The following is a 25,509-nucleotide window of genomic DNA, read 5'->3' as shown; positions in this document are numbered from 1 at the left end:
ATTGACATGAAAGCGTACATTTTTCCCGGCCAGGGCTCGCAGAGCAAAGGCATGGGCGGCGAGCTGTTCGACGAGTTCGACCATTACACGCGGACAGCGGACGACATATTGGGCTATTCGATCAAATCGCTATGCCTGGACGATGCACAGCGCCAATTGAACGACACGAGATATACCCAGCCCGCGCTCTTCACGGTGAACACGCTGAGCTACCTGAAGGCGCTGCAGGACGATCCGTCGCCACCGTCGTGCGTCGCCGGACACAGTCTCGGCGAATACAGCGCATTGCTCGCGGCGGGCGCGTTCCGCTTCGACGTCGGGCTCGCGATCGTCAAAAAGCGCGCGGAGCTGATGAGCGACGCGCCGGCGGGCGGCATGGCCGCCGTGTTGGATTGTGCGCTCGACACGTTGAAGGGCTGCCTGCAAGACGCGGGCGTCGACGGTATCGACATCGCGAACTACAACGCCGATTCGCAGATCGTGATTGCCGGCGCGCGAACGGAATTGGCTGCCGCGTTCGCGGCGTTCGACGAACGCGACGTTCGCTATGTGCCGCTCAGGGTGAGCGCCGCGTTTCATTCGCGTCATATGGCGCCGCTCAAGGATGCGTTTCGCGCGTTCCTGAGCGGTATCGAATTTCGCCCGCTGCGCGTGCCCGTCGTGTCGAATCTCGACGGCGCGCTGTATCGCGACGACGATCTGATCGAAAGGCTGTCCGCGCAATTGTGCGGCTCGGTGATGTGGCGCGATTCGGTACTGCGGATGCGCGCGCTCGGCGTCACGCATTTCATCGAGGTCGGCCCCGGCGACGTGCTGACGAAACTGAACGGGAAAATCGCATGAAGGCCGTTCGGTTTTCTCCCGACGCCGATGCGAACCGCGGCGCGCCCGACGAACCGGACGGCACGCACGAGTCCGACGCCGTGCTCGAATGGTTCGGCCCGGATCATGGCGATTTCGCGTGGCTCGAGCAGGCGATCGCCGAGCATCCTGCCGCGTTCTTCGCGAGCGGCAGGTTCGGCGGGCAGCGCGCGCACGTCGACCCCGAAGCGATCTTCTCGAAGGTCGAGCTGCCGGACAAGCCGGTGGAAGCCGGCGCGCACGCGGCGCACTTGATCGACGACGTATTCTCGCGCGTCATGCCCGTCGCGTCGCCGTCGTTCGTCGGGCATATGACGTCGGCGCTGCCGTCGTTCGTGCCGTCGCTCGCGAAGGTGCTGGCCGCGCTGAACCAGAACGTCGTGAAAACGGAGACGTCCGCCGCGATGACCGCGCTCGAACGTCAGGTGATCGGCATGCTGCACAAACTCGTGTTCAGCGGCGAGGACGCGTTTTACCGCCGCTGGCTGCACAGCGGCGATCACGCGCTCGGCGTGTTCTGCTCTGGCGGAACGGTCGCGAATCTCGCCGCGCTGTGGGCGAGCCGCAACAATCTGCTGCGCGCTCGCGAAGGTTTCGCGGGCGTCAAGCGCGTCGGCATTGCGCAGGCGCTGCGTCATTACGGCTACGAAGGTCTTGCCATTCTCGTATCGGAGCGCGGGCATTACTCTCTGCGCAAGGCGGCGGACGTGCTCGGCATCGGCCAGGATCATCTGATCGCGGTGCCGGTGGACGCCGAGCACCGGATGCGTGTCGACGCGCTGAGCGACGCCGTTCAAGACCTGCGGCGGCACAACGTCCGTCCGATGGCGATCGTCGGCATCGCGGGCACGACGGAGACGGGCGCGATCGATCCGCTCGATGCGCTGGCCGACGTCGCGCGCGACGCGGATTGTCATTTCCACGTCGATGCGGCGTGGGGCGGCGCGACCCTGATCTCCGGCCGGCATCGTCATCGGTTCGCGGGCATCGAGCGGGCCGATTCGGTCGTCATCGACGCGCACAAGCAACTCTACGTGCCGATGGGCGCGGGCATGGCGCTGTTCCGGGCGCCGACCTGGACGGCCGAGATCAGTCAGCACGCCAATTACATCGTGCGCAAGGGCTCGAAAGATCTTGGGCGGCACACGCTCGAAGGGTCGCGCGGCGCGGCGTCGGTGATGCTGTATGCGAACCTGCATCTGCTTGGACGAAGCGGATACGCGTGCCTGATCGATCTCGGCATCGACAATGCGCGATACTTCGCGTCGTTGATCGAACAGCAAGCGGATTTCGAGCTTGTCAGCGCGCCGCAGCTCAACATTCTCACCTATCGCTACGTGCCGGCAGCCGTTCGCCGCGCGCTCGTCGACGGGCCGGCGTCGCTGCGGCAGCCGATTCACGACGCGCTCGATGCGCTGACCGTCGACATCCAGCATGCGCAGCGCGACGCCGGGCGCTCGTTCGTGTCGCGCACGAGGCTCGCGTCGCAACGGTGGCCGCAGCGGCAGATCGACGTGTTTCGCGTGGTGCTCGCGAATCCGAAGACGACCCGGGCATTGCTGGACGACGTGCTCGTCGAACAGCGCGCACTCGCGCAAGCGAGCCCGCATCTGCGCCGCCTGCTCGCGCTCGTCGATGCCGGTGCCGGTGATGCGCGCAACGCCGGCCGAGCATAGCGCGGCGGCAGTCCGGCGCGTCGGCTGTCCGTGCGGCATAGGCGACGCGGCGATGGCGATGGCAAGTCGACGATAGGCAATGATGGAGGCATATGACAGCAAGCAAGATGTTCGACGGTCGAAGGATCGTGTTCATGTACCCAGGGCAGGGCAGCCAATATTTCCGAATGGGGAAAACGCTGTTCGAGCGCGACGACGCGTTCCGCGGCAGTCTCGAATGGCTGAACCGGATCGTCGAGGCGGAGATCGGCGCATCGCTGGTCGACTACGTATTCGATCCGGGCAAGAATCCGGCGATGCCGTTCGACGATACGCGCTATTCGAATCAAGCGGTGTTCTGCTTCGAATATGCGTTGACTCAGTCGCTGCTTGCGCATGGTGTCTATCCGGATTGCGTGCTGGGCGCGAGCCTGGGCGAGCTGGTCGCCGCCTGCGTTGCCGGCTCGCTGAGCCCGCGCACGTGCATTGCGATGCTCGCGGACAGCGCGCGGACGATGGCGCGCACCTGCAGGCCGGGCGGCATGCTCGCGGTGCTGGCGTCGCCCGGTCTGTTCGATCGCGACGCGGTGTTAAGCGGGAACGCCGAACTTGCGTCGATTTCGTTCGACCAGCATTTCGTGGTCGCGGGCACGGCGGCGGGCATGGACGTGATCGAAACCCATCTGAGTGCGCGCGGCGTTCCAACGGCCCGATTGCCGGTCGAATACGGATTCCATTCCGCGGCGATCGACCCGGCGCGTGAGAGCCTGCGTAGGCAGTTTGCGGACATCGGCGCGAGCCGGCCGATCGTTGCGCTGTTGTCGTGCGAAAAAGCCGATTTCGTCGACCGTCCGGACGCGGCGCACCTGGACGCCGTGCTGCGGCGGCCGATCCAGTTCAAGCGCGCGATCGAGCGACTCGAACAGCAAGGCGATTACTGGTATGTCGACGTCAGTCTGTCCGGTACGCTGGCGACATACTGCAAGCATCTGCTCGGCCCGTACAGCCGCTCGTCGAGCGTCGCGGTGGCGACGCCGTTCTCGCGTCATGAGTCGCTCGATCCGGCACATTGGCTCGTGGGCAAATACATGCCGCCCACCGCCGCATGAGCGGCGTCGCCGGTTAGAGGCCGTTCCCGCTAGTGGCGCGCATCGAACATCGTGCGCATCGTGTCGACGCGTCTCGCGAACGCGTCGAGCGCGGCGCGCAGCGTATCGCGTGCGAAGGCGGTCTCGCCGTTCGTCGAGCGTGCCCGATTCATCTCGGCGCACGCATCGCTTAGCCGTTGATCCCGAAACACGTGAGCCGTCGCGACGATGTCGTGCAGACAGGCCGCGAATGCGACCGACGCGCAGTCGGTCTTCGCGAGCGTGACGCGCTGCGACCGATACGCATCGAGCGCGGCATCGAACATCGCCCGCACGGTTCGATCGGTGCCGTACACCGCCAGCAGCATGTCGAGCGCGGCGCGCGATTCCGAGTCCGCCGGTTCTTGCGCCGGCCGGGCATGCAAGTAGCGAATCAGAATGGCCTGAAGCTGCGCGAGCGGCAGCGGCTTGACAAGAACCAGGTCCAGGCCGGCGCTCAATCCGCATCGAACGTTGCGATCTCCATGGATGATGTTCGCGCTGATGCCGATGATCGGCAATCGCCGCACGGGACCTGCCGCCCGGTCGGCTGCTTCGCTCGCGCGCCAGCGGCGCGCGAGCGTGAAGCCATTCATGTCCGGCATCCATAGATCGGTGATGAGCATCGAGTGTTCTGCATTGCATAATGTTTCGAGCGCTTCGTTGCCGGACGGCACGACTCGATACGGGTAGCCAAGCTCTTCGAGTTGCCGCTGCCAAACGATCCGGTAGAGCGCCTGATCGTCTGCGACGAGGATCGGCGCACAGCGGGGCGGCGACGTGCGCGCGGCAACGCTCGTGCGCAGATCGGCCGCGGCGGTCCGTGTGTCGAACAAGTTCGTGCAGACGGTCCGGATCGAGCTGGGATAGAACGGCCGCGAGCCTATCGTGGGCAGATCCGCGTCGACGCATACGCCGCCGATCAGAAGGCGCTCGGTGACCGCGACGATCGCCGTGCCGCCGGGGCTTCGCGCGGCTTCCGCACGCGCTGCGGGTTCGTCGGTGACGTGAAGATCGACGCTGCCCGTATCGTCGTCGAAGGCGACGGTCATTCCCATTGCCGTCAATTCGGCACGCACGTGTTGCGCGAGCGCGCCATCGCGCAACGTGACTCGCGCTCGACGCTTCGCGCACCCCGGCACCTGCGCCCGGGCGCGCTCCGACACGGGCAACGTGATCCGCGCGCGGACAGTCGTGCCGGCTCCGGGCTGGCTCGCGAGATGCAATCCGCCGCCCATCCGGCGCGCCAGCTGCCGGCAGATCGGCAGGCCGAGGCCGGAGCCGCCGAATCGACGCGATGTCGACGCGTTGGCCTGAACGAACGGCTCGAGCACGCTGTCGAGATCGTCGCTGTCAATGCCGATGCCCGTATCGGCAACCTCCACGCTGACGATTTGCCTGTCGAGCGAATCGTCGATGACGGCGACGCGCACGTCGATCGTTCCACGTTCGGTGAATTTGATGGCGTTGTGCAGCAGATTCGACAGAATCTGCCGGATGCGCAATGCATCTCCGATCAGCCGCGCCGCCACGCGCGGATCGATCTCGAGCCGAAGCTGTAGCGCCTTGGCGGCGACATCGGCCGCAACCACTTGACAGCTGTGCTCGACGAGTTCGCGTAGATCGAATGGTTTTTTTTCGAGAATCAGTTGATCAGCGTCGATACGGGAATAATCCAGCACCTGATCGAGGATATGCAGCATCGCCTGCGAAGCGCCGCGCAGGGTGTCGACCATGCTGTGCTGCGATGGCGTCATGTTGGTCGAACCCAATAGTTCGAGCATGCTGAAGATGCCGCTCATCGGCGTGCGAAGCTCGTGGCTCATCGTCGCCAGAAAGCGCCCCTGCGCCGCGGAAAGGCGCTCGGCCTCGATGCGCGCGGCGCGCAGCGCGTCGGCTTGCTGATGGCTGTCCGTCGAATCGATCCAATAGCCGTCCCAATCGAGCGTGCCCTCGGGTGACGCGGGATTATAGGCGCCACGGCTTTGTATCCAGCGCTCGCCACTCGGCGAGCGCACGCGAAATTCGCAGCTGTAGCCGCTGCGACGCTTTGCTGCGTCGTCGATCGCGTTCTGCAGCGTCGCGCGATCGTCGGGATGCACGGTCGCGAACACGCGCCGCTCGTCGGCCATCATTTCACGTGGCGAGAGTCCGAAAAGCGGCAACGTATCGCCGTTGATATAGCGAAAACTCAGCATGCCGCTCGCGTGACGCCGCAGCTTGTAGACAATCCCCGGCAGGTTCGCCGTGATGCCGTCCAAATGTTGTGCGTTGTAACGTGCGGCCAGTTCATCATTGCGGATCGGCGTGATGTCGATAAACGTTGCGATGACATCCGCTTGTGCAGGATTTGACGTGGGGAGCGGCGAAAAACGATAAAGCACAGAGCAGGGGCGACATGTGTGCCCAATATAGCGTATCTCGCCGCATTCGACTGCATGCTTGCCGCCTCGCGTGTGGAGCCGCGCGGCAATCGCGCTCCCGAGTTCGCCATCGATACCGCCGATATCGTCGATCCGGCGACGCAGCAGCACGTTACGCGCTTTTCCGGCGAGTTGCGCGAATGGTGCGTTTGCCATGACGATGCGGCGTTCATGGTTGACGACTATGACAGGCAGCGGGATGTGCTCGAGTGCGTCAAAGTCTCGCCGCGGCGATGCGCGGCAGCAAGCGCAGCGGCGATAGCGACGCGGGCGCAATATTACGTACAGGACGAGCAATGTACAGGCCAATGACACCGTCACGATCCAGACTATCCGTGACGAAAAATCGCTGCCCCATGCATCGCCGATGTGATAGTGAAACAGAGAGGGGAAGGAAAGGGCGAGGTGCGAGAGGTCTGGCTGAGTGACTGGATCAGACGTGTCGGGCATGCTGGTGGTCGCGAGCGCTGCCTGATGAAGCAATAGCAATAGCGAGCTTGTCATTGCGTAAATCCGCATACGCCAACAAGCGGGGTAAATCATCGAAAATCCTTTCAGCCATTGACACGAGCAGGTATCCTACTCGTGATCTCTTCCCTCGTACAAACTTAGGATGATTGAAAAGAGGGATAGATAATTCAAGCAAGCACGAGGCAGCAGTATGCAGAGGAACCCGCTAAACATTATCGTGGCTGACGACCATCCGTTGTTTACCTTGGGCGTCGAGGCATTGATGAACAAAAGTGGGCTCGGCCGCGTGAGTGGCCAAGCGGAAAATACCGACAAGCTGATCGATGTCCTGAAGGCGTCGCCATGCGATCTGCTTATTACCGATTATTTGATGACGGGTAAATTGCATGGCGGAGGAATCCGTCTGCTGAGCTACGTTCGTCAAGCGTTTCCCGCCCTTCCCGTCGTGGTGCTGACGATGGTCAATAACGCTGCCGTACATCGCACGATCTGGCAGTCGGGCGTTTCCGCGCTCGTGAGCAAGGCGGACTTGCCGAGCGAATTGCCTGTTGCAGTCCAGGCGGCAGCGGCCGGAAGACGCTATTTGTCCTCGGTCATTCGTGGTGTGATGACCTGCGAGCGTCCGGTTGCCATGCAGACGGTTCCATTGTCGCCGCGTGAGACACAAGTCTTGAAACTGTTCGCGGCCGGCCTGTCGGCTTCAGAAGTGGCGGATCGCTTGAAGCGCAGTATCAAAACGGTCAGCCGCCACAAACGATCGGGAATGGATAAGCTCGGGGTATCGACTGACGGTGCGTTGTTCAAGTATATGAACCAATACGACGATATCGATGATTCGGATTGAAAGCGGAATGCCGTCATGCGCAAAAATGAGAAAATTCTCATGCTGTTCTGACACAAATGCACGTATATTCGTGCATATCGTGATGCTCTTAAATTTTCTCGATTTGCCAGTTCACGGTGTTATCGATAGTGGCCCACATTTTCGGTGCAGCGTTACTCATCAAAGAAATGGATGAGTTGAATGGCAAGTGACGGTATGGTCAGCAAGGTGGCATGAGCCGCACCTGTCCTTGCGTTTGTCCGATATCGCCAGCCAACTTGAGATCAGCGCGTTCCTCGGCGATCGAACCGGCGACAAACCGCTGGGCTCGCTCGCAGCGTTCACACTCGAAATCGATGGAAATCCTTTCTCGAAAAATCGAAACGGCCACTCCGAATAGCGGTGCTCTGAAGTTACGCTGCGCTGTTCAGACGTGCATTGATCTACCATGCGTTGAGCAGAGTAATAGATGCGCGCAGGCGAGCAAAAGGTGAATTGATGCGGGAATCGTTTGGACCGATATGCTATGGCGGGATGAACGTGGCAACGTAATATGCGCACCACATTGACGTGGCGCAGACTCATATAAAGCAGCCGTGGGAAAAATCGTTCCCGGTCAACGGCATCGTCATGACGAAGAGCATGTATTTCAAATCAATATAAAGGACCTAGATTGGATACGCGGTTTCTTCGGAGTCTGGTTGCTGTGGTTGAAACGGGGTCTATTGCGGCAGCCGCACGTAAAGAGAATCTCACGGCCGCGGCCATCGGACAGCGAATTCAAACGCTCGAACAAAACCTTGCGTCTCAACTGCTGATACGTTCCGCGCGATCCGTCACGCCGAACGAACGATGCCTCAATTTGTTGCCCGCCATGCGCGAGATTATCAGGATGACGGATGAATTGCAGCGGCCGATTGGGGATGGCGAATTGGCTGGGCATTTCCGCATCGGCATGATTCCGACGGCGTTGACCTGCATGGTGCCGAATCTCGTCGGACGGTTATCCGCGGCCGCGCCGTTGCTGCAGCTAAGAATCGTTCCCGGTTGTTCGCATGTGCTATACGAGATGGTTGTGAAAGACGAATTGGACGCCGCGATTCTCGTTCATCCGCCGTTCGCCTTGCCGAAGGTCTTGCGTTGCGATGTGCTGAGATCGGAACCGCTTGCGCTGGTGGCGAATCGGCGGGTTGCCCACGAAAAAGTGCTGGCATCGTTGCGGGAACGGCCGCTTATTCAGTACGACTCTCATTCCTAGGATGGGCAGATCGCATCGCGATACCTCATGGACAATGCGATCACGCCACGGGTCCACTGCGAAATCGATTCGCTCGAAGCGATCACGATGCTCGTGAAGCAGGGGCGCGGTATTTCATTGGTGCCGTCGTGGGCTGGATTGACTGCCGGAGAAGTGCATGTGACTCCGGTGCCAGACGCCGCGGAATATGCGCGCGATGTCGTTTTTCTGAGGAAAGCGTTTACGCGGCACACGATGGCAGCGAATGCAGTGAGAGCCGCGCTGGTGACGACGAACGAAAACGCCTCGAGACTTCGTTCCCGTGAGTGGGCTATCAGGTGTATTAGCCGGGAGTCGGTCTGATAGGTAGCTCGCTTATAAATAGGAGACGCGTAAATTCCTTTCATCAGCTTTGAAGATGTAGATCTTCACGCAGCACCCCTGCGAACAAGAACAAGATCTCATAGACGCCTTTAAGCGCCGACGTTCGGCGATCGAGCGCGCGGCGCGCTGCAAGCTCGACGAAGTGGGCTGGCGGTGCGGCTATTTCCGGTTTTGCAGGTGAACGCCGGCCGCCTTTGACGCGCATCAAGTGCATGTCGGAGCGTGCGAGTACGCTGGATCTTGAAAGATCATTCGTCCCTTGCGCGGCATGCAACGCCGCGTCATCCGATCTCCATCGTGGCCGATGCCGTTGGGGCGAAAGCGTCGGCTGCTTGTCAGCTGTCAGAGGAGTGCAAACCATGAGCAATCTGACCCGTTACGATCCGTTTTCGATCGAACCCGTTGCCGACCTGTTTCAGGGGCTGTTCAGGCCGCTGCGCGGGATGACGCTTGCAGACGAACCCGATCTTGCATCGATGAAGATCGACGTTACCGAAAGCGACAAGGCGTATACGGTCAACGCGGAGCTGCCCGGCGTCTCGAAGGACGATATTGACGTTCAGGTGACGGGGAATACCGTATCGATCAACGCAAAGATCGAGCGGAGCAACGAACAGAAGGATGGGGAGCGCGTGATTCGGCGCGAGCGCTATAGCGGTGCGATCGGCCGGTCATTCTCATTGTCCGGCGAAATCGACGACGCGAACGCGACGGCCACGTATCAGGACGGCGTGCTGTCGCTGACGCTGCCAAAGAAGGCGCCGGCCGCGCAGAAAAAGCTCGCGATCAATTGACCGCTGCATAGTAGGTCGCTTCCAAGATACCGTACTTGCGGCATAGCTTCGCCGGCTTCGGGCCGGCCTTGGCTTCCTTCAAGATGTCGATGAATTGACGGCTTACGTTCTCTCGATGGAGATCATGTCAGGCTCCACTTGCCGCGAATGCCCAAGCCACCAGTTAATGCGAAGCACCGAACAATCGAATCACGATGCCGCGCAACCATCGGTTGCCGGCCTCATGGTGATAGCGTGCATGCCAATGCTGCCGTACCGCAAACCCATCCACCGGGATCGGGCACGCATGCACCGCCAGATCGCTGGCCTGAGCCAGTGTTTCGCCGATATGGCGGGGTAGCGTCGTGATCAGGTCGGTCGTCTGGACGATCGCCCCCAAACCCAGAAAACCCGGCAACTCCAGCACCACGTCGCGCTCGATACGTGCCTGCCGCAGCGCCTGCTCGAGAAGTTGCGCGCCCGTTCCCGCCGTAATGGCGATATGTCCTTGGGAACGATACTGCTTTACCCCGAGGCGACCGCGAATTCTCGGGTGATGCCGATTGACCAGACATACCCAGTCCTGGTCGTACAGCTTCTGCTGATAAATGCTGCCGCCCAGCCACGGCACATAGCCGATCGCGAGATCGGCTTCGCCGGATTCGAGCGCGCGTTCCGTATTGCCGTCGATCCGTGCGGCTTCCAGCCGGACGCCGGGCGCCTGCACACGGACATGGGCTAGCAGACGTGGAAGCAGCGTGATGTGGCTTGCGTCGGTCATGCAGATGCGAAACCGTCTCTGGGCTGTCGCAGGATCGAACGCGATCTCCCACGCGGTGAAGCGCCGCAGAGACTCGAGAATTTCCCGGCATGGCCCAATCAATGCGTCGGCTTGAGGTGTCGGCGCCATGCCGCCGGGGGTTCGGATGAAGAGCGGATCGTGCAGGTATTCCCGCAGGTGCCCGAGCCAGATGCTGACCGTCGGCTGGCTCTGGCCCAGTTGTTCAGCGGCGCGCGTGACGCTGCGCACGTCGTACAGGAGATCGAAAAGTTGAAGCAGCTTCAGGTCGGGGAGGTCGGCGGGCATCGTGCTTTATTGCTCATTGCAATGACGTCATTGTATCCATTGCATTGCCGGCATGAGCGGTGACTCCTATCGTGAGGCCATACGTCAAGGAGAAGCCATTGAAAATCGCGATTCTGGGGGCTGGCGCATTAGGCTGTGCAATTGGCGCGCCCCTTACCCAAGGCGGTCACGAGACTTGGTTGATCGACCGCTCGCCCGCGCACGTCGATGCGATGCGTCGTGACGGCCTGCGTGTCGACGACGCCAGCGGCACCCGCCACGTACCTGTCCACGCGACGACTCGGGCTGCCGATGTCGGCGTGGCCGACCTGGTGGTGGTGCTGGTCAAGTCGTTCCACACCGATGCGGCCATCCGCGGTGCCCAATCGCTGGTGGGGCCGGATACCACCGTGCTGTCGCTGCAAAACGGCCTCGGACACGAGGACATCCTGATCGACGCCGTCGGCCGCGAGCGCGTGCTTGCGGGCAAAACCTACGTCGGCGGCGTGCTGCGCGGCGCGGGTCATATCGAATCCGGCGTGATTGGCAAATGCACGTACATCGGCGAACTCGACGGCCGCATCACGCCGCGTGTACGGGCAATCTCCGACGCGTTCAATACCGCCGGCCTAGCCACGACGATCAGCGACAACATCGTCGGCACGATGTGGGACAAGTTGCTGGTGAATGTCGCGACGGGTGCGATTACAGGCCTCACCGGCCTCACCTACGGGCAGCTTCACGAGGAACCCCTGTTGAAGGCAACATCGCTCGCGGCCGTGGCCGAGGCGATCGCCGCAGCGCAGGCAGCCGGCGTGAAGCTGTCGATGACCGATCCCGAGCAGGCATGGACGCTTGCCGCTGAGGGGCTGCCCGCGACCTTTAAGACCTCCATGCTGCAAAGCCTGGAGAAGGGCTCGATCACCGAGATCGATTTCATCAACGGTTCGGTCGTCAGGTGGGGGCGGCGCTACGGCGTGCCGACCCCGGTGAATGCAACGCTCGTCGCCTGCGTCAAGGGGCTGGAACGCGCGATGGCCGATCGCCAACGGAAGGAAGCCGCCGCATGAATGTCCCGAAAGCCTATCTCGAACACGTCGCGATTCGGGTGAAGGACATCCGCTGGCATATCCGCTTCTTCGAGGACGTTCTCGGCATGGCCCTGCGTGAAATGGACGGCACGCCCGACGCACCGCGACAGTACTGGACGCTCGGCGGCCTGCAGTTCATCCATGCGCCGGAACATGATGGCCCGGAAGGCCGGCTTGCCCATCTCGGTGTGATGTGCGAAGACCTGGAGGCTGCGCTGGCCGCGGCACGGCGATTCGGCGCGACGCAGATGCCGCAGGGACGGAACTGGCTTCGCCTACCCGACGGGCTCGCCGTCGAACTGATCCAGGCTAGACCGGCTTCTTGCGTCGCGCAGGCGCTGGCAATCAATCCGCGCGCGGAGGCGTGACCATGACGATCGTCGAAAAATACTGGGACGACGCCCGCGAGGGCGATATGTGCACGAGTCCGAGTTACACCGTGACCAAAGAGCGCATCCTCGCGTATGCCGACCTCACCGGCGACCATACGCCCGTCCACGTGGACGAGGACTACGCGAACGCCAGTCATTTCGGCTGCCTCGTCGCGCACGGGCTGTTCGGCCTGTCCGTCGCCGATGGCCTGAAGACGCAGAGCGACTATCGCTTTCTGCCGGGCATGTCGCTCGGCTGGACCTGGGATTTTCTGCTGCCGATCAAGGTCGGCGACGTGCTGCACGTGAAGTTCCGCGTCGGCTCAATGCGGGCCTGCAAGAGTCGCCCGGACTGGGGCATCGTGGTGCTGCCGTCGGAGCTGATCAATCAGCACGGCCAGATCGTTCAACGTGGCGAGCATCGCCTGATGGTGCCGCGCCGTCCGGAGGCCCTGTGACACAGGCTCGTCCCCTCGAAGGCATTCGCGTCGTCGACTACAGCCATTTTCTTGCCGGTCCGTATGTCGGGCGCTGTCTCGCCGCGCTCGGCGCCGAAGTCATCAAGGTCGAGCGCCCCGGATCAGGCGATGCCGGACGCCAGCACGCGACCGTGCTCGACGACCAGCAAAGCGGCTATTTCCTCCAGCTCAACATGGGCAAGCGCGGCGTGAGCGTCAACATGAAAGACGGGCGCGGCAAGGCGTTCATGCAACGGCTGTGCGACTCCGCCGACGTCTTCATCGAGAACTATCGGCCGGGCGCGCTGGACAAGCTCGGGCTCGGCTATGCCGAATTGTCGGCGCGCAATCCGAGGCTCGTCTACTGTTCGATTTCGGCATACGGGCACACCGGTCCGGATGCGCATCGCGCAGGCTTTGGGCTGATCGCGGAGGCCAAGAGCGGAATCATGCAGATGGTGGGCACGCCGGGCGAGCGGCCGCCACTGCTGCGCATCTCGCTCGGCGACATGTACACCGGCATTCATGCGGTCGCGGCCATCAATGCCGCACTGCTGGGGCGCGTGAAGAGCGGCCGCGGACAGCATGTCGACATGTCGCTGTACGACACGCTGGTATCGATGCACGAATACGCGGTGCAGTGCTACACGCTGCAGGGCGTGCTGCCCGAGCAGACCGGGCACGACATGCCGACCTCGACGCTCTATGGCGTATTCCGTGCCGCTGACGGCGATCTCGTGATCGCCGCGCAAGTCGACGATGCGTGGAGGCGCTTTGCCGAGCTGATCGCGACGCACGACGGCCCGGCGGGCTTTGGCGCCGACACGCGATTTCACGACAGTGCCGGGCGCAACGCGCACCGTGCGGAGATTCTGTCGACGGTCGAGCCATGGGTGGCCGCGCGTTCCGTCGCGTCAGTGCTGGAACTGCTGGACGGCATCGACGTACCTTGCGCGAAGGTGCAACGCATCGACGAAGTGCTGGCCGATCCGCAGATCCGGGCCAGGGGCATGATCGTCGAGCAACAGCATCCGCGCTACGGGACACTGCGCCTGCCGAACCTTCCATTCCGGTTTTCCGATTGCGATACGACGATTCGCGACGTCGCTCCCGATCTCGGCCAACACAACGCGGAAGTCGCTCGTTCCCTGGGTTTCGATGCGGAAGAAATCGACGCGATGCAGGCAGATGGTGTTCTCTATTCAAAGGCGAATCAACGATGACTGACCAGTATGCGGTGATCGGCAATCCGATCGGACACACGAAATCCCCGCTGATTCACGGCCTCTTCGCGCAAGAGACGCGGCAGGACATCAGTTATACGGCCATCGACGGGCCGCTCGAGCCGATAGGCGCCTTTGCCGCGGTGGTCCGTGCATTTTTCGACGGCGGCGGCAAGGGCATCAACGTTACCGCGCCATTTAAGCTCGACGCGTTCGCGATGTCCGACGAGCGAAGCGCGCGTGCGACGCTGGCGGGCGCAGCCAATGCGCTCAAGTTTGACGGCGGCCGCATCTTGGCCGACAACTTCGACGGAATCGGACTGGTTCGTGATATCGAAGTCAACCTCAATCTTCCGATGGCCGGCAAACGCGTATTGCTGCTCGGTGCCGGCGGGGCGGCGCGCGGCGCGCTGTTGCCGTTCCTTGAAGCCGGGCCGGCCGAAATGTTCATCGCGAATCGCGACGTCGACAAGGTACGCGCACTGGCCGCGCAAGTCGCCGGCCGCGGTTCGCTCGTTGTCGGCAGCTACGCGGACCTCGCGCGGATGGGGCGTTTCGACCTGGTCGTCAATGCGACGTCGGCCAGTCTGACCGGTGATCTTCCACCTGTTCCGCCAAGCGTGTTCAGCCCAGCCGGCACGGCCTACGAACTTGCATACGGCAAGCGTCTGACGCCATTTCTGCGGCTCCCGAAGCAGGCGGGGGTGCACGGGATCGCGGATGGTGTAGGCATGCTGGTCGAGCAGGCGGCCGAAGCGTTCGCGTGGTGGCGCGGCGTGCGCCCCGAGACCAGTTCGGTGATCGATCGGCTGGCCGTGCCGTTAGACTGAGCATCGGTTTCTGGCTGTCGTGGTTGCTCTTGGGGCAACTTTGGGGGACAAGTCGAATTAGATAATGCTTAATAGCGATATCTGGTGGTCGTTTTGTGAAATTTTTCGACTTCCGGAGGGCCACCAGATATCCGTCCCGGGATGTCTGGAGACATTCAAAAACCCGCGTAGCTGAAAGGCTTCGCGGTTTTTTGGCGGCTAGGATGAACCGATCCCTTCAGACGTAATACATGGCGGTGAACATCATGCGCCGATGAAGTGTCGCCGATGCGGCGTCCCTTGCTTCCAAATGAAGCTTTCCATGTAATAGTGCGCGATATTGAGGTCAATCATCAGCCACCAGAGCACGAGCATGTCCTGGGCTCCCCGCGTCAACACCGCCGCGATGATGACAGCAAGCAGGGGATTGAGCAGCCAGACGGGCAGGAAGGGGAACAGCCGATAAAGCACGTTGGGCCGCGTGCCGCGATTGCGGATCGTGTCGTGCCGGATATAGGCTATGAAACCGGTGACGTCGTGCAGAATGCGCACGACCATCAAGCCGATGAGGGCGTAGGGCGTCTTAAAGATCAGGACGAGTGCGAGCAGGAACAACAACAGGTTGAGCCCGAGTAGCGAAGCGCCGATAGCGTTGGTGCGAATCCGCCAGAGCAACGTCACGCCCATGATGGTCATCACGATCAGAAGCGGCGGCGTGATGGCGGCGGTGACCATGGTCAAGGTCCGGTAAAGCAGGTCGCCATCCATGTCGTGAAAAAGCGAGACTTGCATATAGGCGATGACGCCCAGCGCGATCGTGCTGTACTTGCAGAGCGACGAGAGCAGCGAGACACGCACCCTGGCCGCGCCGAACGCGATGCCGTATTGCTGGGCGATGACATGATAAATGGTCCAGATGAAATTGACCGTCAACATGATTTTTGGCGATGCGCCGAGCATGTACAGCGCGAGCGGCATCAGCATCAGACCGAGCACGCACAGGGCGCGAAATCCATAGGCCGACCAATACTCTCGGTCGCAGGTGGTCTGAAAGCTCGACACGATGTGAGGCATGCCGAACACCAGGTTCCAGTACGGGATTTGCTCCGGCGCCTGGTAGCTGGGCGGTGCGTACAACAAACCGAGCGAGCAGAAGAGCACGATCGGCGCGACGGGGAAAAACCAGGCCCAAGGCATCAAGAACGCCTTGCGCAATGACACGTTGCGCAAGGAGGGAAGCGGCGCGGAATGGTTCATGGCGATACCCGCTCAGGTCGAGGCGCTCGGGAACTGTCCAGGGTCAATGGTTCTTCGCGGTCAGCAAGGGTACGCCGGCCAGGCGCGCCAAGGCGTGACGCGATACGTCCTGAGCGATTTCGGCAGAGGTTCCGCGGGAAGGCCATTGGTTGGCCGCCGAGACGAGCAGGTCGGCGTTGCCGCTCAGCAGACCGCGATGGGGCCAGAGAATGAAATCTTCGTAGCACATCGAGAAGGCGACACGCTGGCCGTGCAAGCGCACGACGTCACGCCCCAGGAGGTTCGTCTGCGCTCCGCCGTCATAACCGAACTTCCAATCGCCGATCGGCATCGGCACTTGCGAAGACACGATCACGCTACCGTTGCCGCCATCGCCGTAGCCGACGAGGGCATTCCTGAAGTTCGTGTTTTCCTGGTTCCATACTTCTTCGCCGACGAGAACCGTGGCGCCCAGCGACCTGGCGTACTCGGCGACGCCACGCCAGATGTCTGTTTGCGAGCGCCGGCTCGATCCGGAAATCGATTCCGGCAACACGACGACTATGTTCCCTTCTTCGAGAGCGAACCGAGCCGTCTCCGCCAAGAATTTGCGGCGCACGAGCATGTCGTCGGACCACAGCTCCGGACTCTTTCCCAAACGAAGGGAGAGGGCGAGCCAGCCGCCAGGCGTGGAAGGCGCGTGGAATGCCAGATTGGCGAGGTAGGCCGACAGCGCGAGAACGGCGATGCCGACTTGGCGGGGGATGCTTCGGCGTGTGCAAGTCGCCACGAGCGCGAGCAACGCCAGCGTGGCGAGCAGCCCCCATCCCCTCCACGCGGGGAAGAAAAGTCCGGCGACCATCAGTGGCGATCCCCAGTGAAACAATCCCAACGGAGGTACGCTTAGCAGGATCAATGCGGCTAAAACGCCCAAGACGCGGCGAAGAGGAGTCTTGCCACGAGACTGATACGTCAATGCCCACGGGAGAGCGAGGAGGACCGAATGCGCTGCCCATACGGCCCAATTGGCGCCGAGCGGCCATCCGGGGAAAAAGCCAGCGATGATGCCGGGCACCGCGCGGGTCGCCATGCCGTAGTAGGAGGCGGCGACGAAAAACGCACCGAGGCGGTTTTCGGCACGGTAGATCAACATCGGCAGGAAGAGCAGTAGCGCCATGGGTGCCAACCGTTGCTCGGACGACCAAGCCGACATGGCGATCGACGCGGCTCCCAGGCAGCACGCGGGCGTCGCCCAGTTCGTGCATACCCGACCCACGAGCGGCTTCGATTCCGTCAAAAGGGCAAAAACGACACGACGCAAGAATGATGGACCCAGCAGAGACGAATCAACATCGGCATTGAGATCGTCATACCTTCGATCAGCCATGGAGCAGTTCCTGCATGGGATGGAATTGGGCCGGCGTTCGTCGCGCCGGCGCTCGTCTTCGTGAATGGCTTATTGAGGCCCGGAAAGAGGCTGGAAGATGATATATAGCGGCCCCTGAGTGCCGTGATCCCAATTTGCGCTTTGCGAAGCGCAAAGTGATGGGGAATTGCACACGACCGTGCCGGGGCTGGAGCCACTCAGTTTGATACTATTTCGCGTGCCGGCCCCCGACCACGACGATTGCGTCGCACCGGTGTAGGGAAGACCGTTCGTGGAATATCCCAAAGGCCACGTCGAAGAATCAGTCGCACAGGTGTCGCCTTTGGTCGAACTGGCTTTGGCCTCGACATATCCGACCGAGCTGCAGTTCAAACCAGCTTGACTGATCTGTATGGTGGTGTCGTGACCCGTGTCGTTCATGCAATGCGTGCCTGAGCCGCCTGCCGTCACCTTTGCGGTAAAAGGCTTCGACGGCGCGGTAGGCATATAAATACATGCGTTGACACTGGCCCCGGCACCCGCATAGGCGAACATCGGTAACGCACATAGCCCGATCGAGAGAAGTTGGGCGATCTTACGAGTTTTCATGCCGAGCCTCCGTTAGGAACGTATTTCTTCGAGCGAAGGTTCGCCCGTTATCTGCGATAGCAATCTCAGCGGGGTGACGGGTGGTGCCTCTGAATGCGGCTTTTCGACAAACCCCATCACCTGTAGCGTGTGTTGCCGGCAGAAATGACAATGCACCGAAACTGATAAAAGGCGACGCAATTATAATTGGCGAGAAATCAGCGCATGGCTTGAGAAAATTTGAGTTGATGTCTATATTTTTAATCGACTTTATTCATTAAAAATATAATTAAAACATGGTCAACGTCAAGATAGAAATTGATTATAGTTCCAATGTCCTTCGGAGGTTGCCATCCCTCAACATTTGATTTAAATAAGCGCTGTGCTTGACGAGTGCATTGTGCGCTTAATTTATTCAATTATGCGAATTGTTTGCATTGATTGAGTGGCGGCATGTCGGTGCGATTGACCTGATCCGAGATCAAATCATAAATTAAGGAATATTATGTCAACGAGCTATCGGGGTTCCCAGGCTTTTAACCAGATATTCGCGGTCGAAGAACAGGTCAACAAGAGCACCGGATCGTTGTCGTTAACAAAAGTGCTAATTGATCTGGCGGGAGTGAGGCATAGCATTGATTTAAAGTTGTCGCTGGTATATAGCCCCGGAAGCTCGGGTATTCTCGGGCTGCCGAAGGGCTGGTTGTACGATTTGCCCTACGTGGTACCCGGAAAAAGCCTATCGCTGCACGGACGCTCGTTCATCATCGATCCACTATGGTCTGACGCGACCGGCTACCAATCGGGGCTGCGATACGAGAACAATCACGGCATCCTGTTTCGGACCGTCATCCCTGCGCAACCATTGCCGTCCGGCGGGCAATACTCGTATCGCGCCGATCTTGCCGACGGCACCCGCTATTTCTTCGACAGCGTCGGCAAATTGCTGGCTCAGCAAGACCGCTTCGGCAACAGCCTGGTCTACACCTATGTAACCGATCGCGACGTCTATAACAATTTCCTTTCCTCGATCACTGATCCTTGGGGGCAGACGATCACGTTTGTGCAGATGCCCGGTGTCGAGCAGAGCCTGACCTTGCCGGACGGCGGGAATTTGAGCCTGGCGCTTAGTCCGCAAGGCGTCGCTTCGATCGTCGACCAATTGAATCAGACGACGACGCTTTCGTACTCGACGTTCGCCACTCAGCCCGTCGTCACGCAGATTAGTTATCCGACAGGATTGACGACCACGGTCACCTACACGGGAATCACCGGCAAATTCTCCGATGGTTCTTCGGTGAGCTTCCCGGCGGTCGCTACCCTGACCCATGCGGACGCCAGCGGCTTTCTTGATCAGACTTTGTACACGTATGGGATGAGTACCGCGGGCCGCACATTTACCGGAGCCTCCGCGGGCTACCTCATGTCGAGCGGTGCCGACGGATTGATGGACAGCAACAACATGTCCTATGTCTATGACGTCTACATTCAGAACGTCGATGCAAACGGCAAGCTGGTTGGAGCGTCGTCGCTCTATTTCAATTTTCTGCACCTGGCCGTTCGCACGGAGGAATATCTCGTCCAAAGCGATGGCTCGGCGCAATCATGGAGAAAGATCGAGTACCAGTACCACATCGATCCTGACCAGCATGCGCGTACACCGAGCTTTGCCATGCCGGTGCAGATCGACTCCTCCGATTGGTCCGCGAGCCGCGGTGCGTTCCTTCCAACGCAACGGCAGACGTCGGCCTACGATATCTTCAATCAACCCGTCACGCGTGAGCTGAGCTTCTACGACGCCGGCACGGAATCGTTCGTGAAACAGTCACAGGAGCGCTACATCTATCAGACTGTGAGCTGGAGCGATGGACACACGACCGAAATGCCGGCGACCAGCCAGCAGACTGACGCCGTATCGGGAAAGACGAATCAGACGAGCTATACGTTGACCCGCGACAAGACCGCCGTCGCCGCGCGGACAAGCGCCATTCAGTCTCGGCCCGGCGGGGCGTTTACCCCATGGAAGACGATCCAATATTCTTACGACACCTGCGGCAGGATCACCCAGGTCACCACCAGTTGGGCTTCGGGTGCAGCGGAGCAGCCGGGTGTCGGCGGCGTTACCACGAAATACGCCTATGCATACGATGCCGGCACGCATCAAGGCAGCATCGCCGTCACCGATTCACGGGGCAATACGAAAACCGAGTCTGTGCGGCAGGATCTGCCGAAAGCGCCGGTTTGCCGAACAGTCGACGCGCTCGGCAACGTGACTTCGATGACGCTGGACGCCTTTGGCCGCACGCTGACCCTGACACAGGCCGACGGCAGCGTGAGCCGAACCGTCTACCGGATCTGGGCACAGGACCGGGTCAACCAGATGGTCGGCACGAATCCGCTCGGTTATGTGCTGGCCACGCAGTACGACGGCCTATCCCGACAAATTCAGTTGCTCGACAACGGCGGTTTGTCGACGCATCCGAACGGTCAGCCGCAACGCGTGGTGAACCGATGGCAGTACGACGCGATGGGGCGCGTGATTGCCGTGACGGACGTCGACGGCCGTGTCATCACTCAACGATGGGATAGCCTGGGGCGCAAGATCGGTTCGACGGATCCCGTGGGCAACGTCTACACATACAGCTACAGCGCCGACGACAGCAGCATGACCACCCAGTTGAACGGAGCCAAGGTGCTGTGGACGCAAAGCGATCCGCAGAATCACGTTCTTGCCAAGCAGGTATTCCCGGTCAGCGGGGGGCTCGATACGTTCGGTATGGCGAACGTCTACGATGGCTTCGGCAATGTCATCAACGAGACCTGGACGTCGATCGCCTCAGCGGGTGGCGTGCCGCAGACGCTGAAATCGAAGACATACGCCTACAATCCGGACAGCGCGCTCACCAGTGCGACGCTGACCAGCACTGCAGCGAACGGGGTCGCGTCGACGAAATCGATTACGCGCGATCTCATGAACAATCCCCTTTCGTGGGTGAAAACCACCACCTATGGTGGGCAAAAGCGCTTCCAGCATCAAAGTCCCGTCAACGCCTATGATGCCGACTCGCACCTGATCAGCGTCACGAACGCCGTCGGTCAGGTGCAGACGTATCAATACGATGCGGCGGGCCGGATGTCGGGGGCGACTACGCTTGGCGGTTCGACGCTGGCGTACACCTACGATCGCGTCGGCAACCTGCTGACGATGACCGTGACGCAAGGCGGAACGCGGCTCGGCGTGCAGTACACATACGATGCCGTTGGCCGGATGACTTCGGTCGGAGACGGGATGCAGCAGTTGTCGATGACTTATACGCTCGATGGCAAAACGCAGCAGGTGACTTATCCGGGGCTGCTTACGCAATCCTATGCGTTCGACGCGAGCAGCCGGGTGATCCGTTCGACGGATGTGTCGGGCACGCAGACGAGCTATCAATACCGCCCGGATGGTTTGGTCGGCTCCGTGTCACAAGGCGCGCTTAGTCTGGTGATCGGCTACGGCGTCGCTGCGGGACGCAAAGGCACGCCCATTGGGCAGACGATGTCGACCACGGGGCCGCAGGCCGGGCTCGTCTGGAAGCGCAGCTTCAGCTACGACGGCTTCGGGCGCTTGGCTTCGCAGTCGACCGAGTCCACGTCGACCGCTTACCAAGCGTCGTACATATACGACGTTCAGTCCAGGCTGATCTCGTTGAATACGAATTCCAGCGATGGATCGACAACTGCCGCTTATCAATACGACGGTCTCGACCAACTGATCAGCGAGTCGCAGCAGAACGGCACGCAACCGCCCGTCGCAACGACTTACCAATACGACGGAAACTACAACGTCATCCAATCGACGTCGCAAGGCCACAGCGTCAATTACACCTACAATGGTCTGGACCAGCTTACGCTCCCCGGAATCGACTATGACGCCAACGGCAATATGTTGTCGGACGGAAGCGGCGGCATGTACGCTTATGATGCGTGGAACAGGCTGACGTCGGTCACACATCAAGACGGCTCGTCGTCGCAGTATCGTTACTATCCGACCGGCGCACTGTCCGAGCAGCTCGTACAGCACAAGAGCTGCAAGTTCTATCAAGACGGTGCGCAGGTCAATTGCACAGCGGAGACGGTGAACGGCCAAACGCAGTGGACCACCTTCCTGTTTGCGCGGGACACGCGGATCGCGGCGACGCCGCTGGGGCAGGGCACGACCTACTACGAGACCGCGCGCGGCTCGACGACGCAACTGTTCGGGGCGAGCGCCAACGCCTTCAGCTACGCGGCATATGGCGAGCGATTCGGCGCGACGGACGGCGCCGCGTTTGCCGATTTCGGCTGGAATCAGGAATTCCAATCAGCGGCGAGTGGGCTCGTTTATTTGCGTTCTCGTTTCTATCACCCCAAGCTCAAACGATTCCTGAGCTACGACCAAATGCAGGTTGATAACCGGTACGCCTTTGGCGAAGGGAATCCGGTGGATCGCATCGATCCGACCGGACATATTTCAGGGGCCGAAATCGGATTGGACGTGCTAGGCATCGTTATCGGCATTGCCGGCGCGGTGGCGGCGCCGTTCTCGGGTGGCTCGTCCGCCGTCGTCGCGGCTGGCGTGGTGGGAGGCATCCTGGGAGCAGCGAGCTCCGCTACAGCGCTTGCCGCCTCGGCCACGAACAACGGGGGGGCGGAGATCGCCTCCTGGGTGCTGGGCGGTATCGGCGCGGTAGCCGACATCGGAAGCGTCGCCGCCAATGTGATGGGCCGCGCCGCATCGGGCGCGGCGGCGATCGAGCGTGCTTCGGCAAGCGCTTCCCGAGTGATGGAGGAGGGCGCGGGCGCGCCCTGGTCGCGGATCAACCCGCTTGGGCTGGACTACAACTGTGTCTATTGCACGCTTGGGTCGATGACGGGCGACTCAGCGCCGCAAACGGCGCGGATACTCGGTCGCACGGAAGGGCTGGTTCATTCCGATGCGGAAATCAGTTCCATGATGGTCGAGCGCGGTCTGTCACGAACGGGCAGCGTTCACAGCTTTGACGATCTCCAGTCAGCCGCTATTCACGCGGGCCGCTACAGCAGGGATGACGAATACTTGATCACGATCAACCAGGGCACGATGCGCCATGCTGTCCACGGGTTTTGGAACGTCGACGGGCGGATTACGGTGTTCGATGCTCAGCAGGGGTTCAATTGGACGGAGCAAGCTTTGGCCAATGCGATGCCCATGCGCCTGTGGCGCGCCGAAGGTGCGCAAATTACGAGGATCTTGAACGGGGAGGACCATGCGCTCAATATGATGCACTTGACCGAGGAATTCAGTCGGCTGCACATATAGGGGTAATCGTCCTTTCAAGGGCGAATGACGACATCTTTTGCGAATCGTACAGCACCGCGATGTGTTCCGAACTGTAGTCGTGCGGCTCGCACGCATTCGTTACGGACACATCGCGTCCACCGAACGATACGGTGCTTGCCGATGTTTCGGTGCCGACACGCGCTACCCATGCCGGCAGTCGATGTCCTTTCTTCATCGCGTCGAATGCCGCGTTCGCCGCGCGGCCAGGCTTCAGGCCCAAATCCACTACGGCCTGGATTACCTTCACCAGATTCCGAATGTAGACTTCCTCTGCTTTCGCAGGCGATACGTACCCGAGCGGGCCGAGCAACCGATGGTTGTTATACCAGTGAACCCATTCGAGCGTGGCGAGTTCGACGTCTTGGAGCGTACGCCATGAACGCCGATGTACAACTTCGGCCTTATACAAGCCGTTGATCGTTTCGGCCAGCGCATTGTCGTAGGAGTCGCCGACAGTTCCGACTGATGGTTCAACGCCAACGTCCACCAAACGTTCGGTGTACCGAATGCTGAGGTATTGCGACCCGTGATCGCTGTGATGGATGAGCCCGGGCGGTGGCTGGCGATCGTGTAACGCCTGGTTCAGCGCGTTCAGCACGAAGTCAGTCCTCATCGATGCCGACACGCGCCAACCGACGATACGACGCGCAAACACATCGGTCACGAAGGCCACATAGACGAAGCCCGACCATGTTTTGCAATACGTAAAATCCGCGACCCACAGCGCGTTCGGCCGCTCGGCCCGGAACTGACGTTTGACCCGGTCCAGCGGGCACGGCACCGCATCGTCGCGCTGCGTCGTCTTGATCCGGCGCCCACGCCGCACACCTTTGAGGCCCATCACCTTCATCAGGCGCGCAACCGTGCAGCGCGCGATCTTCACGCCATCGCGCAACAACCGGTGCTAGACCTTGTGCACTCCATACTACCGGCTTTTGTTAGCCAAAAAATTTTACATAAACTAAATTATCGACTTTTTATGTGTGACGGCTATTTAGTAATGTCCGGTTTGGGCCATTTAGAAATGTCCGGTTCAGGCCTGCCCGAGGCGCATGCTATCGACGCGCAATCCGGCGGAGCCTGCCATGAACGAGCCTGGACTGGTGACGATCAGCATGAACGAGTTACGACGCGTCAAGGTCATCGAATCGGTCGTTGAAGGACGTCTGAGCGGCGTGCGCGCAGCTGAACAGCTGGGACTGAGCGAGCGTCAGGTCGGGATCCGGGGCCGGCGGAATTCCGGCCCTGCTTTCGTCCTGGAGGCTACCGGTCATGCGCTTCGCGTCTCTGGAGTTGCGTTCGGAGGCATTCACGCGGTCGCTTTCCGGCCGCGCCGTCGAGCTGCCGCACGCGTATCGGTCACCATGATGATCGCCTCATCGAGCAGGCGTTCCAGCGCTTCCTGCTGGGTGGGCGTGAGGGCCGACAGTTTTTCGTGAATGCGCGTCGCCCGGTCGAGTGCGCCGGTGCCCCCTTCCGACACCAGGTCTGCCAGCCGGCAGTCGAGCAGCTCGGCGAGTTGAGCGAGCCGGTCGAGGCTCGGCAGCACGATACCCCGCTCGATCTGCGACAGCGAGGCCTGCGCCAGTCCGCCGGCTTCCGAGAGTCGCTCCTGCGTGAGCCCGCGCGTCTTGCGCCGCCGCGCGATCGCCTTGCCTATCTCGCGCGCGAGCTTGCTGCGCGTGTCGTTTCTGTCCGCCACCTGCCCTCCCCTGGAACCGAATCAGGGAGTGTGCGGACAGGGGGATTTTTACTGAAGGATGCAAAACATAATATTAGGTAATTCCTACCCAAACCGGACCAGAATGGGTTTGATTTCGAGGGTGGGGGTTGCCGTCAACAGCTTGCGCAGCAAGGGTCTGAGGTCCTCATCGCGATGGTTGAATCGATAGCAGACTTCAGCCAGATAAAGATGGAAGAATTTCTGAGGCACGCTACGATACGGATAGAGCCAGTTCTTGGCATAGCTCCAGAAGCCTTCAATGCCGTTGATATGGTTTCGACCAACGGGTTTGCCCTTCTCCTTGCGAACCACGACATGGTTGCCTCGTAACCGTAACGTGGCATAAGAGGTGGCTGCGCAAATTCGGACAGCCGGATAAGTGGAACGCTCGGGGCCTGAGCCGGCGATAATGCCGGCAAAGGAACCCGGAAGATGACGAAGAGAACCCGACGGACGCACTCAGCGGCGTTCAAAGCGAAA

Annotated in this window: 18 protein-coding genes and 2 pseudogenes; 12 read left to right on the top strand and 8 right to left on the bottom strand. The window is 60.8% G+C overall.

The features are described 5' to 3' along the window. The first annotated feature begins 6 nt into the window (after positions 1-6). From fabD to BSIN_RS10240, 3 genes are all read left to right on the top strand, one after another. Positions 7-843 carry an ACP S-malonyltransferase gene (gene fabD / locus BSIN_RS10250; protein ID WP_159935932.1) on the top strand — a complete coding sequence of 279 codons (837 nt, stop codon included), beginning with the start codon at positions 7-9 and terminating at the stop codon, positions 841-843. Further along, positions 840-2,537: a pyridoxal-dependent aspartate 1-decarboxylase PanP gene (gene panP / locus BSIN_RS10245; RefSeq protein ID WP_089340401.1), complete on the top strand. Its 1,698-nt coding sequence runs from the start codon at positions 840-842 to the stop codon at positions 2,535-2,537. The genes fabD and panP overlap by 4 nt, the downstream gene beginning before the upstream one ends. 92 nt (positions 2,538-2,629) lie before the next feature. After that, complete coding sequence (locus BSIN_RS10240; RefSeq protein WP_089340400.1) at positions 2,630-3,625, top strand: acyltransferase domain-containing protein; 996 nt, start codon at positions 2,630-2,632, stop codon at positions 3,623-3,625. 29 nt (positions 3,626-3,654) lie between these two features. Here the strand turns inward: BSIN_RS10240 and BSIN_RS10235 are convergent, their stop codons facing one another. Next, positions 3,655-5,904 carry a PAS domain-containing hybrid sensor histidine kinase/response regulator family protein gene (locus tag BSIN_RS10235; protein ID WP_256583734.1) on the bottom strand — a complete coding sequence of 750 codons (2,250 nt, stop codon included), beginning with the start codon at positions 5,902-5,904 and terminating at the stop codon, positions 3,655-3,657. A gap of 823 nt (positions 5,905-6,727) precedes the next feature. Here BSIN_RS10235 and BSIN_RS10230 point away from each other — a divergent pair. The 3 genes and pseudogenes from BSIN_RS10230 (at position 6,728) to BSIN_RS10215 (ending at position 9,775) form a co-directional block, all read left to right on the top strand. Beyond that, the gene (locus BSIN_RS10230; RefSeq protein WP_069235809.1) at positions 6,728-7,381 is read left to right on the top strand and encodes a response regulator; all 654 of its coding nucleotides are present in this window, start codon (positions 6,728-6,730) and stop codon (positions 7,379-7,381) included. A 652-nt stretch (positions 7,382-8,033) separates the two neighbouring features. Continuing rightward, positions 8,034-8,960, top strand: a pseudogene (locus BSIN_RS26460) (LysR substrate-binding domain-containing protein). A 380-nt stretch (positions 8,961-9,340) separates the two neighbouring features. Next, complete coding sequence (locus BSIN_RS10215) at positions 9,341-9,775, top strand: Hsp20/alpha crystallin family protein (protein WP_089340396.1); 435 nt, start codon at positions 9,341-9,343, stop codon at positions 9,773-9,775. Positions 9,776-9,938: 163 nt separating this feature from the next. Here BSIN_RS10215 and BSIN_RS10210 read toward each other — a convergent pair whose 3' ends face one another. Then, complete coding sequence (locus tag BSIN_RS10210) at positions 9,939-10,841, bottom strand: LysR family transcriptional regulator (RefSeq protein WP_089340395.1); 903 nt, start codon at positions 10,839-10,841, stop codon at positions 9,939-9,941. A gap of 98 nt (positions 10,842-10,939) precedes the next feature. Here BSIN_RS10210 and BSIN_RS10205 point away from each other — a divergent pair, with 98 nt between their 5' ends. The 5 genes from BSIN_RS10205 to aroE are packed head-to-tail and all read left to right on the top strand — an operon-like array spanning position 10,940 to position 14,793. Next, entirely contained in the window at positions 10,940-11,890 is a 951-nt protein-coding gene (locus BSIN_RS10205) for a ketopantoate reductase family protein (RefSeq protein ID WP_089340394.1), read from the top strand. Continuing rightward, positions 11,887-12,279: a VOC family protein gene (locus BSIN_RS10200; protein ID WP_059514234.1), complete on the top strand. Its 393-nt coding sequence runs from the start codon at positions 11,887-11,889 to the stop codon at positions 12,277-12,279. The genes BSIN_RS10205 and BSIN_RS10200 overlap by 4 nt, the downstream gene beginning before the upstream one ends. Positions 12,280-12,281: 2 nt before the next feature. Then, a complete protein-coding gene (locus BSIN_RS10195) occupies positions 12,282-12,740 on the top strand; it encodes a MaoC family dehydratase (protein ID WP_089340393.1) in 459 nt (152 codons plus the stop codon). Further along, positions 12,737-13,963 carry a CaiB/BaiF CoA transferase family protein gene (locus tag BSIN_RS10190; RefSeq protein WP_089340392.1) on the top strand — a complete coding sequence of 409 codons (1,227 nt, stop codon included), beginning with the start codon at positions 12,737-12,739 and terminating at the stop codon, positions 13,961-13,963. The genes BSIN_RS10195 and BSIN_RS10190 overlap by 4 nt, the downstream gene beginning before the upstream one ends. Further along, a complete protein-coding gene (gene aroE, locus BSIN_RS10185; protein WP_089340391.1) occupies positions 13,960-14,793 on the top strand; it encodes a shikimate dehydrogenase in 834 nt (277 codons plus the stop codon). The genes BSIN_RS10190 and aroE overlap by 4 nt, the downstream gene beginning before the upstream one ends. 243 nt (positions 14,794-15,036) lie before the next feature. On the opposite strand, the gene BSIN_RS10180 is transcribed toward aroE, so the two are convergent. The 3 genes from BSIN_RS10180 to BSIN_RS10170 all read right to left on the bottom strand — a co-directional run bounded on the left by BSIN_RS10180 (position 15,037) and on the right by BSIN_RS10170 (position 17,983). After that, positions 15,037-16,029 (bottom strand): hypothetical protein, encoded by a 993-nt coding sequence (locus tag BSIN_RS10180; RefSeq protein ID WP_143757398.1) that lies wholly within the window; start codon positions 16,027-16,029, stop codon positions 15,037-15,039. 43 nt (positions 16,030-16,072) lie between these two features. Next, a complete protein-coding gene (locus BSIN_RS10175; protein ID WP_089340389.1) occupies positions 16,073-17,395 on the bottom strand; it encodes a carbon-nitrogen hydrolase family protein in 1,323 nt (440 codons plus the stop codon). Positions 17,396-17,464: 69 nt separating this feature from the next. Continuing rightward, complete coding sequence (locus BSIN_RS10170) at positions 17,465-17,983, bottom strand: hypothetical protein (protein ID WP_197517155.1); 519 nt, start codon at positions 17,981-17,983, stop codon at positions 17,465-17,467. A gap of 484 nt (positions 17,984-18,467) precedes the next feature. Here BSIN_RS10170 and BSIN_RS10165 point away from each other — a divergent pair, with 484 nt between their 5' ends. After that, on the top strand, positions 18,468-23,285 hold the full coding sequence (locus BSIN_RS10165; RefSeq protein ID WP_089340388.1) for an RHS repeat domain-containing protein: 4,818 nt from the start codon (positions 18,468-18,470) through the stop codon (positions 23,283-23,285). Positions 23,286-23,553: 268 nt separating this feature from the next. Here the strand turns inward: BSIN_RS10165 and BSIN_RS26760 are convergent. The 3 genes and pseudogenes from BSIN_RS26760 to BSIN_RS10150 all read right to left on the bottom strand — a co-directional run. Further along, positions 23,554-24,207, bottom strand: a pseudogene (locus BSIN_RS26760) (IS3 family transposase); the annotation flags it as partial. 408 nt (positions 24,208-24,615) lie between these two features. Next, positions 24,616-25,008, bottom strand: a complete 393-nt coding sequence (locus BSIN_RS10155) for a helix-turn-helix domain-containing protein (RefSeq protein ID WP_089340387.1) — start codon at positions 25,006-25,008, stop codon at positions 24,616-24,618. Positions 25,009-25,092: 84 nt separating this feature from the next. After that, positions 25,093-25,488 carry a transposase gene (locus tag BSIN_RS10150; RefSeq protein ID WP_256583732.1) on the bottom strand — a complete coding sequence of 132 codons (396 nt, stop codon included), beginning with the start codon at positions 25,486-25,488 and terminating at the stop codon, positions 25,093-25,095. Positions 25,489-25,509: the final 21 nt, after the last annotated feature.

This window comes from Burkholderia singularis (assembly GCF_900176645.1).
Classification (GTDB): Bacteria; Pseudomonadota; Gammaproteobacteria; order Burkholderiales; family Burkholderiaceae; genus Burkholderia; species Burkholderia singularis.
Note: the sequence above shows the minus strand (reverse complement) of the source record. Positions and strands in the feature narration are given on the sequence as shown.